This window comes from Streptomyces sp. NPDC057428 (assembly GCF_042803195.1).
In the GTDB taxonomy this organism is placed as follows: domain Bacteria; phylum Actinomycetota; class Actinomycetes; order Streptomycetales; family Streptomycetaceae; genus Streptomyces.
In genome coordinates this window covers 1-1,307 of sequence record NZ_JBHVCT010000230.1, presented here as the reverse complement: position 1 = coordinate 1,307, position 1,307 = coordinate 1, and the positions used below count along the sequence as shown (strand labels likewise).

Sequence of the window (1,307 nt, the reverse complement as noted above, 5' to 3'; positions counted from 1 at the left end):
ACCTCCGCCGGAAGGCGGCCCGTCCCACAGCCGCACCGAAACCGGGCAGGCCCGGCCCTGGGCGTCCGCCCGGCAGCCGCAACCAGCACAAGGCCTGCATCCAGGACGTCGGCAAAACCGTGAAACGCGCCGAAACGATCAAGGAACACGAACAGCAGCGAGGTTAAACGTCAAGCTTAGCTGGCTCTCCCGCTCACGCCGCCTCAACCGCGACCACGAACGCCGCCCCGATCACCACGCCCAGATGGTGTGGTGGGCCGCCACCATCAGGCTGTCCCGGCGCCTGGCCGCAGACGCTCCGCGCTGGCCGGAGAAGCGTCCCGAGCGACTGCCCCCGGCGGCGGCGTGAACCGTCCGTCCTCCGCCCGCAGCAGCCAGCCCCGCTTCTCCAGCACGTAGGCACGGTGACGGATCTTCTCCACCTCGTTCTTGATCTCCGCTTCCCGGCCCACCGCCCGGGTCAGCTCCACCCCGTTCACCGGCCCCGAAGCGGCCACCACCGCGGCGAACACCTCCCGATACACGCCGCTGAGCACCTCCTCACCGATGCCCGGCCGCCACACCGGCGGCCGTCCACCACGCACCGGGCCTGAACCGTTCGATCCCCCAGCGGCAGCCACCTCACCACCAGACGGCACAGAAACCGGCGTAGTCACCGCGCTCTCCTCGGCCAACACCGACACCAGCTCCTCACGCCCCACCCGGGCCCGCTCGACCCGCTCCCGCGCGGCATCCACCTCCGCCTGAGCCTGCTCCAGGACCTCCGTCCAGGACTCCAGCTCCTGCCTCGCCCGCGCCTCGCGCCGCTCCATCAACCCCAGCACCGACGGCATCGCAACCTCCTCGATCAACAACAAACCGTCCGCTGTCTGCCCCTACCCCTCCGCGGCCATGCCCCGCACACGAAGAAGTCCCTGCTCATCGAACAGGGACTCCCTTTGCCACAACGCACTCAGCTTCGCAGAGATCATTTGGCCAGACATGACCGAGTCCAGTCTCACCGTAGGCCGGCGTGAGAACGATCACTGAACAGTTTAGCCAACCAGTCGGGGGTGAGGGGGACACAAAGAAGGCTTGCCCGGACTCGCCACTGCTGTGAGCGAGCTACGTCTCATGCCCCGTAGTGGCGGGGGCCGAAGGGGCCCGAGCACTGACGTAATGAGGAGATTGCGTGCGCATATTGCAAGGCTTGAGTGAGTATTTGACCGGGGCCCTGAGCCTGGATCCACCGGCTTGATTCCGGAGTGATCGTTTCGGGGTTGTCTTGGCGGTCGGCGAGATGATCTGGCTGTTCGGGCAGGGGGTAT

The 1,307-nt window shown here is 67.3% G+C and carries 1 protein-coding gene and 1 pseudogene; one reads left to right on the top strand and one right to left on the bottom strand.

Annotation, left to right across the window (positions count from 1 at the left end; genetic code table 11):
• Positions 1-167 (top strand): annotated as a pseudogene (locus ACFU5K_RS31935) (transposase); the annotation flags it as partial.
• A 99-nt stretch (positions 168-266) separates the two neighbouring features.
• On the opposite strand, the gene ACFU5K_RS31930 reads toward ACFU5K_RS31935, so the two are convergent.
• A complete protein-coding gene (locus ACFU5K_RS31930) occupies positions 267-833 on the bottom strand; it encodes a hypothetical protein (RefSeq protein WP_384068255.1) in 567 nt (188 codons plus the stop codon).
• Positions 834-1,307: the final 474 nt, after the last annotated feature.